The organism is Mucilaginibacter sp. P4_E8 (assembly GCF_056401495.1).
On the sequence record NZ_JBFUJG010000169.1, the window covers coordinates 1 to 9,485 of the forward strand.

Annotated in this window: 6 protein-coding genes; 5 read left to right on the forward strand and 1 reads right to left on the reverse strand. The window is 39.3% G+C overall.

Annotated elements, in window-relative coordinates; translation table 11 throughout:
• Window positions 1-413 precede the first annotated feature (413 nt).
• Complete coding sequence (locus AC1DRQ_RS27415) at window positions 414-890, reverse strand: hypothetical protein (RefSeq protein WP_477428674.1); 477 nt, start codon at window positions 888-890, stop codon at window positions 414-416.
• Between the two features lie 303 nt (window positions 891-1,193).
• Between AC1DRQ_RS27415 and AC1DRQ_RS27420 the strand changes: the two genes are divergently transcribed.
• From AC1DRQ_RS27420 to AC1DRQ_RS27440, 5 genes are all read left to right on the forward strand, one after another.
• Window positions 1,194-3,038, forward strand: coding sequence for an alkaline phosphatase (locus tag AC1DRQ_RS27420; RefSeq protein ID WP_477428676.1), 1,845 nt, complete (start codon window positions 1,194-1,196; stop codon window positions 3,036-3,038).
• 487 nt (window positions 3,039-3,525) lie between these two features.
• Window positions 3,526-4,947 (forward strand): polysaccharide lyase 6 family protein, encoded by a 1,422-nt coding sequence (locus tag AC1DRQ_RS27425; protein WP_477428678.1) that lies wholly within the window; start codon window positions 3,526-3,528, stop codon window positions 4,945-4,947.
• Between the two features lie 47 nt (window positions 4,948-4,994).
• Window positions 4,995-5,555, forward strand: coding sequence for an RNA polymerase sigma-70 factor (locus AC1DRQ_RS27430; protein WP_429401892.1), 561 nt, complete (start codon window positions 4,995-4,997; stop codon window positions 5,553-5,555).
• 284 nt (window positions 5,556-5,839) lie between these two features.
• A complete protein-coding gene (locus tag AC1DRQ_RS27435) occupies window positions 5,840-7,027 on the forward strand; it encodes a FecR family protein (protein ID WP_477428681.1) in 1,188 nt (395 codons plus the stop codon).
• 338 nt (window positions 7,028-7,365) lie between these two features.
• Window positions 7,366-9,485: SusC/RagA family TonB-linked outer membrane protein (locus tag AC1DRQ_RS27440; protein WP_477428683.1), on the forward strand; the 2,120-nt coding region annotated here is incomplete at its 3' end.

Sequence of the window (9,485 nt, forward strand, 5' to 3'; positions counted from 1 at the left end):
GGAATTTATAGCCAATGTACTTGATGCGGTTTTTGGAGAAACAAGCTGGACAATTGACCTTACAGACGAAGATAAAGTACTGCGTGTAGAAAGCCTTTATCATGACCCCGATTTAATAAAGCAAGTACTCGCGGCCTACGGATTTTTTTGTGAGCAGATGCATTATTAGTAAGCCAGTAATCAGATTAACTGGTACGTTGGCGTACCGCCTGCAATTTCTCAGAAAATGGTTTTGAAAAAGGCAAAAGGACAGATAAATGATTATGGCCCCACAAAAAAGTTAGTGCCGGTAAAGGTCAGCCTCTCCACTTATAATTAACCTGGAGTATTTATCTAATGTAAAATAAGGGCAGGTTAAACAAAAAATGGGTTAATGATCATTAACCCATTTTAAGAATATATATTATAATAATTTAACCGAGGTTAACAGTACCATCAGSTGTTCCTGCCGCTTTTCTTCGGCTTCTTAACTTGATGATCTGGTATGTTGTACCAACTAAATACACCACGAACCAAATTCCCAGCCACATTTTTACTACCGGTGAATCTGGGCCGCTGGCCAATGGCTGTTCAATTGGCAATCTTGTTAATGACTCGACCGTTGCCGGGATCATAGAGAAAAAAAGTGTTAACGACATGAGGATGATCTGTACATAATCGGCACTTTTTCCAAAAAAACGGATCGACCGGGCATAAACAGCAATGGGCAGCAATACCAGGATAATTACACCAAGTGCGTGACCGGCAGAAGGGTGCCCGGTTTTCATGATCGGAAATCCGGTAAGACAGGTAATAATCGTTAAAATAACGTATAACCTGCCGGATTTGGTTCCGGGGCTTATTTTCCCGTAACGAAATAAAGCTACTACGGCAACGATGATTGCGAGCACACTGATTATAGTGTGAATAATTCCAAGGATTGAAAGATGATTAGGCATGGGGATGATTTTTAAGTGTGAACAGGATTTAAGTACTAAATATAAAAATAACCTTAATGCTAAACAAATCAGGATGTTAAATAATCAATAGCAAGCAAAATCCTATCTGCTCTTTCTAAATTTGGTTGTAGTTAATATCTACACAGGTTTTAAGCTTTAATGTTTATTTTATTTTGCGTTAACAACATAACAGTTTCTTTGGCCGGAATTAAAACTGCTTTATATTGCACCGCGGTTTTACATTAAATAATTAACATGAATAAACTTACAAAAGGAGTTACAGTATTAGGGCTATTGGCAAGCATCTGCATAACGGTAAACGCACAAACAAGAGAATATACTGTTGCCGATGCTCATTCTCATAATGATTATAAGAATAACATTCCTTTTTTACGGGCTTATGAAAAAGGTTTTGGCTCCATTGAGGCTGATGTATTTGCCGTTAACGGCCAGCTTATAGTGGCCCATGATAAAAAAGATATTAGTGCCAGCAGATCATTAAAAATCTTATATATTGATCCCTTAATTGAAAAGTTTAAGCGTGATGACCAAAGAAAACTAAGATTGCTGATCGAAATAAAAGAAGATCATAAAGCAATATTACCCCTGGTAATAAAAGAACTGAAGCCGCTTGAAAAATATTTCTCCTATTCGGGGCACCCAGGCAGATTATCCATCGTAATGACCGGGGCGGTACCTCCGGCAGCTGAACTGAATAATTATCCTGATTGGATATCTTTTGATGTAGATCATTTAAATGGATTTACACCTAAGCAATGGCAAAGGATAGGGCTGGTAAGTTTTCCGTTTGGTAAATACACCAAATGGAATGGCAAGGGAGTATTGAACCGTGATGAGATCAGCAGGATAAAGAGTGGGATTGATAGTGTACACAACTCCGGGAAAATGATCCGTTTTTGGGAAACCCCCGATACTAAAAGCAGCTGGCTTGCTTTGATCAGGTTAGGTGTTGATGTGATTGGTACGGATAAAGTAGAGGAGTTGGGCGACTTTTTGAATAAGAAACCACATGATGAATATGTATCGCCAGCGCCTTACCAGGTATATCATCCAACTTATAATTCTGACGGTTCAACTAAAAAGGTTAAAAATATTATTTTATGTATCGGCGATGGTATGGGTTTGGCACAAATATATTCTACCTATACCGCCAACCGCGGGCAGTTGAATATATTTCAAATGCTCAATATTGGGTTCTCCATAACTAATTCGGCCGATGCTTATATTACTGATTCTGCAGCTGGAGGCACTGCCTTTGCTACCGGGCAAAAAACAGATAACCGGGCAGTTGGAGTTGATCCATCGGGCAAACCGTTAAAATCATTGGCAGTATACAGCGCCGAAGCCGGAAAGAAAACCGCGGATATTGTTGCCTGCGAACTAACCGATGCTACTCCCGCGGTTTTTTATGCACATCAATCAGAACGGGCCAATGCTACCGCTATAGCCAATGATATGGTTTCAACACCCATTGATATTTTGCTGGGTTCGGGGTATAAAGATTTTACACAAAAGGTTAATGGTGAAACGCCTTTGGATAAATTGAAACAAAAAGGCTATACCATTATCCGCAATTTTGATGAGTTTTTGAACTCACCGGCAAAAAAGATCGTTGCATTGGTGGATGACAGTGTAACCCGGCCAAAAATGGAGGGTAGGGGGAATTATTTGCCCCAGGCTTTTAACAAGGTAACCGGTGTTTTTAAAAACAATTCACAAGGATTTTTTATGATGGTTGAAGGTTCGCAGATTGACCATGGCGGCCATAACAATAACCTGAAACAGATAATTACTGAAAATGCCGACTTTGACCGGGTGGTAGGTGATGCTTTACGCTTTGCTGATGAGGATGGCGAAACATTGGTTATTGTAACTGCCGATCACGAAACAGGTGGTTTAACCCTACTTGACGGCAGTATTGCTAATGGTTACGTTTGGGGCGATTTTAGTACCAATGACCATACGGGCACCCCTGTTCCTGTTTTTGCTTATGGACCCCATTCGGGTGATTTTAAAGGTGTATATCCTAATACCGATATCTTTAACAAGCTGCTGGCTTTGATCCAGGCAAAGCAATAATTTAAATGTAGTTTTTTAAATAAAACTTTGAAAGCAAACGCCTTAAATGATTTATTTAAGGCGTTTTGCTTTTGATAAATATGGTTTATAATTGTATTATTAACATTTAAAGTAATTTTTAACTATCATATAATCAGTTTATTATATTAATCAATTGGGGCCAATTTATCACTTCGGAAACGTTTGCGTATTTTAATTAAAATTCCTGTTCTTCGGTTCACATTTATCTCTAATTTAGTTTTGACCAATTATAAACCAGGTAGTATTTGATTAAGGCCCCTGCAGCCGATGGAATGAGACCAATTAGGCCATGTTTTGGCCGGTCTGGATGTGACGGTGTAATATATTACAGTTTATAGTAAATTCCTGGTTTGATTTTGACGATTTTCATTATAAATGGAATGGTATTAACTGGTTTTAACACCAGTATCAGATCAGTAGTTATGGTGCTTTAAATGGACAACCCTAACAACTATTAATTAAAACAATGAATATTACAGCCCCCGTGATTTGCCTTAATAAATGCAAGGCCACCTTGAGCACCCTGCTTGCTGTTTTGGTTTTATTATTACCAAAAATACTTTTAGCCGATACTATTACGGTTTCTTCAATTGCCGATTTGCAGACCGCCATTAACAAGGCTAAACCTGGCGATCAGATTATGCTTACTGACGGGGTTTATACAACTACAGAAGATATTATTGTTAATAATACAGGTATTGAGAAGAAGCCCATAACCATTGCTGCACAAAACTTAGGCAAGGCCGAAATTACTGGCAAGGGCGGCTTTAGCCTGGTTAGCCCGGCAGCTTATATTACCATACGTGGTTTTAAATTTACCCATGCAGCATCAAGGGCTAAAACGGGTATAGGTACAAGTTTTTGCCGGTTTACACAAAATGTTTTTGAAACCCCGGGTGTTGGCGAGGACCTGACTGTTGCGGGTAGCGATCAGGAGGTTGATTATAATACTTTTCAAAATAAAAATGCGCTCGGCCGGTTTATAGCCATACGTGGCGAGGGTAAACAAATTGCCGAAAGGTTACATATTCATCATAATTATTTCAATAATTTTAGCAGCCAGGGTGGTAAAAACGGTGCCGAAGCCCTTCAATTTGGTCTAAGCGGGTTTAGCTTATCATTAAGTAACAGCATAGTTGAATACAATTTATTTGAACGGTGCGAAGGTGAAAATGAACTCATCTCAGTTAAAGCATCAGCCGTAACACTCCGGTATAATACCATTCGCGATTGCCCGGCACAATTTACTTTACGCCATGGTAACAAAAGTTTGATTTATGGAAATTACTTTTTTAACACTCCCGGACTTAGGATCTTTGGTGATGATCATCTGATTTACAGTAATTATTTTGAGAATTGCAGTACCGCCATTATGGTTGGTAACGGTGATGGTGAAGTGGCAGATGGCGCACAGCTAACCGCTCATGACCGGCCAGACAGGGTGCTGATCGCTTTTAATACATTGGTTAATAATAAAGATAATATTGTTCAAACAGGCCGTAAGAACGGTATGGGGGCTACCCATATTACCATTGCTAATAACATTATCCAGGGTGGTGGACCGGCAGCTTCTATATCGGGGCCGTATACGGATTCAAAATGGCAGGGAAATATAGTGTTTCATGTTAAGGACATTGGTAATATTCCGTCAGAAGGATATACTACGGTTGATCCCAAATTAGTTAAAACCGCTGCGGGTACCTATCATATTCAGCAGGGAAGCCCTGCTGTTGACCACGCTTCAGGATCATACCCGGAGGTTACTGTTGATATGGACGGGCAGGCAAGGGTTGCGCCGTTTGATATAGGGGCTGACGAGGTAAGCAATACGACGGTTACACCACATGCGCTTAATTTGGCCGATGCAGGTCAAAATGCTAAACACTAATTTTATTGTTTAATTTTAACATTGATAAACTTAAAAATCTAACACTTATGCCCGAAACAATTTCAATGTCGGCATTCCAAAATGGCAATAAGGAAGCTTTTAATCATGTTTTTAACATGTTTTATAAGCGGATCTGTTATTTTGCTGCTGGCATTGTAAATGAAGATTGTGCTGAGGATATTGTTCAGGATGCTTTTATAAAATTATGGGAACGCCGGCATAGCTTTAATAATTTGAATGCTATAAAGGCCTTTTTGTACTTAACTACAAAAAACAGTTGTATCAATACTTATAAGCACCAAAAAATTGTTGATAAGTTTGAAAGTGATCAGGTTGAAGAGATCGATGAAACAAATATTATTTACCATTTAATTGAAGCCGAAGTATTAGAAGAGGTTCAACAGGCTGTACAACAATTACCTCAAAGCTATAGAAAGGTAATTTATCTTAGCTATTTTCAAGGGCTTAGTAACCAGGAAACTGCAGATTATTTGAACGTTTCTATCAATACGGTTAAAACACAAAAGGTTAGGAGCCTGCGTATCCTGCGCGAAATATTAAAACACTCTCCAACTGCTTTGGTACTTTTAATGTCCAAAGTTTTATAACAAGACCATTTTCTTTTCGGCTGATATCATGCATTGGCGCGCCCCAGGTGTACCTCAAGTGCAGTATTTTGTCAGTACAGTCATAATCTCAAATGCTTGATTATCAGATATTGATTAGTGTTCATGAGCGTTCACGGGTGTACATATGAACACTATAAGGGTTTTCGCTATCGCTCAAGAGATAGTTTTTCCGATACCCCTCGGGCTCAATCTTTTCAAAAAAAATAAAAAATTTTCATCAGCTGTCACCCGCTGGGCGCATATAGCTGTTTGTATAGTATCAAATGGAAAAAAACGATCATGACTTTTATGTTGCTGAATTGATCAGCAAACTCTTAAACGGCGATATCTCGACGGAAGAGAACTTATGGTTAAAGGAATGGGTAAAGGAAAGTGCCGATAACCGTGCGCATTTTAAAAAATTAACTAATCCTGCTTATCTCGAAAAACAGATGGAGCTGTGGAATTCATTTGATAATGACAAAGCCTGGGAAAAACTTCAGGAAAGGTTGGATATAAAGGAAGAAAAAAAACGCTTTAACTATCTGCCATTATTAAAATATGCAGCTATTGTTGTATTGGTATCAGCCGCTTCTATGTTACTATATCGCGAATACAGTAAGCAGGCAAAAAACACTGCTAACCAATCCATAGCCCATGAGCAAATTCATCCGGGGAGTAACCACGCTATATTGGTGCTGGGCAATGGCGAAAAAGTATCGCTTAAAAAACATTCAAACCTATCCTTAAAAGAAAATGATGGCACTGCTGTATCCAACCAAAATAATGTGCTTGCCTATAAAAATAATAAACAACAATCTGCTGAAGACCAAAAACTTGTATACAACACCATTATAGTTCCGCGTGGGGGCGAGTATCAGTTAATATTGGCCGATGGATCAAAGATCTGGATGAATTCTGCCTCTACTTTACGGTATCCGGTTGCGTTTTCAGGGAACGAGCGAAGGGTGTATTTAACCGGCGAGGCTTATTTTGAAGTTGCCAAAAATGCCCGTATGCCATTTGTTGTTAAAACCGACAAGACAGAAGTGCAGGTTTTAGGCACTCATTTTAATGTAAAGGCTTATGATGATGAAAAAAGCAGTAAAACTACATTGCTGGAAGGTGCCGTCAGGGTGCAGTCGCAGACAGCGATTAACGTGATCAAGCCAGGGCAACAAGCCATAACTGATGATCTTGGACAGCAAAAAATAACCAGCGATATCAGTATTGATGAAGAGATTGCGTGGAAGAATGGCCTGTTTATGTTTAAAAATGCAGACATCAAAGGCATAATGCAACAGGCCTCGCGATGGTATGACTTTGACGTAGTATATGAAGGTAAGATCCCTGAAATTCAGTTTAGCGGCCAAATGTCGCGCAGGGTTGATTTTTATGGATTCATCAATATATTAAAATATGCCGGTTTGAACTTTAATGTCAACGGCAAAAAAGTAATCATAACTAAATGACCGGGTTAATGTGTGAGAAGATTAACCCATATCATAAACTATAACCAATTATTCAATTAAATTAAAAAATGATGAGAGAACGAATACCCGCCACACCATAAAGGAAACATATTCCGCGCGTAATTATAGCAGTATCTGTATATAATACGCTTTTTATTAGAACGATGCTAAAAAACCGGGAAGTGCTGTAACACTCACCCGGTTGTATCTGGGCAAACCAATTATCCCTGACAGCATAATTGAAAATTAGACGTTAACCCAAACCGTACAAAAGTATGAAATTCATTTTTAAGTCCATACCGGGCAGATGCCCCGCTATAACTAAAGTTTTATTGATTATGAAATTGATTGCCATCATCATGATCACCGCCTTTGCCAGTGTAAGCGCTAAAAGTTTCAGTCAAACTGTTACGCTTCATGAAAAGAACGTATCGCTCAAAAAGGTCCTGGAATCCATTGAAAAACAAAGTGGGTATCATCTTATCCTGGTTAATGTAAAGCCTGATCTGTCGCGTATCAAGCTAATGAACTTTGATATGGATCACGCAAAGATCGAAGATGCGTTAAATGCCTGTTTTCGCGATCAGCCTATTACTTATAAGATAATACAGGGAACCATAATTATTAAACAAAAAGAGGAAACCGTTAAAACTGATGTAAAAGCCAGTATTGATATTCAGGGTAAAGTGGTTGATGAAAAAGGACAGCCACTAATAGGTGTTAATGTGAAAATAAAAGGATCATCAGCGGGTACGGTTACTGATGTACAAGGGAATTATACTATAAAAGTACCTGATGAACGCGCCATATTGGTATTTACCTACGTGAGCTTTGAACCGCAGGAAGTAGCGGTTGGTAGCCAGAAACTGATCAACGTTACGATGAAGGATGCTACCAATAACCTGAGTGAGGTAATTGTGGTTGGCTATGGAACACAAAAGAAAGCCGATTTAACAGGCGCTGTTGCTACGGTTTCGGGTACCGAACTAAATAAAAGGGTAGCAACTGATCCTACACAATTGCTACAGGGAAAACTGCCCGGATTGTCTGTTGTTCAGGGATCAGGTGAGGCAGGTAATGAAGGTACAACGTTGCGTGTAAGGGGTAACGGTACTTTTAGCGGCGCGGGTAATTCGCCATTTGTTATAGTTGATGGTTTACCCGGGAGCCTTACCGCGCTCGACCCGCAAAACATTGAATCAGTAACTGTATTAAAAGACGCGGCATCGGCATCAATATATGGTACCCGTGCGGCCAACGGTGTTATACTGGTAACTACCAAGCAGGGCAAGGAAGGTAAAATGCAACTTTCATATGATTATAACCTGGGGATAACCAGGCCAACCGCATTACCTACTGATCTGATCTATAATTCGGCACAGTACATGACCCTATGGAACCAGGCAGCCGCTAATTCAAACTATCCCAACAAATTTACGGATGCTCAAATCGCACTTTATCAAAATCCTTCAGATCCTAAGTTATATCCAAATTACAATTGGCTTGATGCCATATTTAACACAGTAAAGGTACAAACACATCATTTGGGTATAAGTGGTGGTAGTAATGGCACTACCTATAATGTAGGTTTAGGCTTTGTTGATCAGCCCGATGTTATGCTTGGGTATTATTATAAAAAATACAACCTGCAGTTTAACCTGAATTCTAAATTAAATAAATGGGCAACATTTGGTTCAAATATTACTTTAAATTATAGCGAAAGAGGTTTTACCTCAAGAGGCAGCCAGGACCAGTTCTTATCGGCACTGTCACAAACTCCTTTATATGGTCCTATATTGCCTGACGGTAGTGGGAGGTATGTAAATTCGKTGTTTCCAAGCGTTCAAACACCCAATAAAAACCCGATAGCTATTGCCCAGAATGCTATCAATAAGCAAAACGACTATTACATTCAAAGCAGTTTCTTCTTAAATATTCGCCTGTTGAAGGGCCTGGAATGGCGCACCAATGCCGGTTTTAACTTTGATTTTAATAAAACCACTGATTTTAAGCCCGTAATTTACCAATACAACTGGTTTGCACAACCTGCAGACGCGCCTGAGCGTACGCTTGATGTAAACGGACAAGGTATTGATGTAACCGATAACAATTCTTTTTACCCAATCGCTTATACACAGCTTACCTATACCCGGTCAATCAATAACGAGCACAACTTCAAATTACTGGCCGGTACTCAGGTTGAATATAATAAATCACAAAATTTAGAAGGCATCCGCAATTTGCCTTTTGCTACCAATACCCTGCAGGAAGTTGACGCGGGGCCCATATCATCACAATTAGCCAACGGAACAAGCAATATTTATGCATTACACTCATACTACGGACGATTAAATTACGATTATCAGGAAAAATATCTGCTGGAGGCAAATGCCAGATATGATGCATCCTCTCGTTTTCCGGCAGATAACAGATGGGCATTTTTCCCATCTGTATCTTT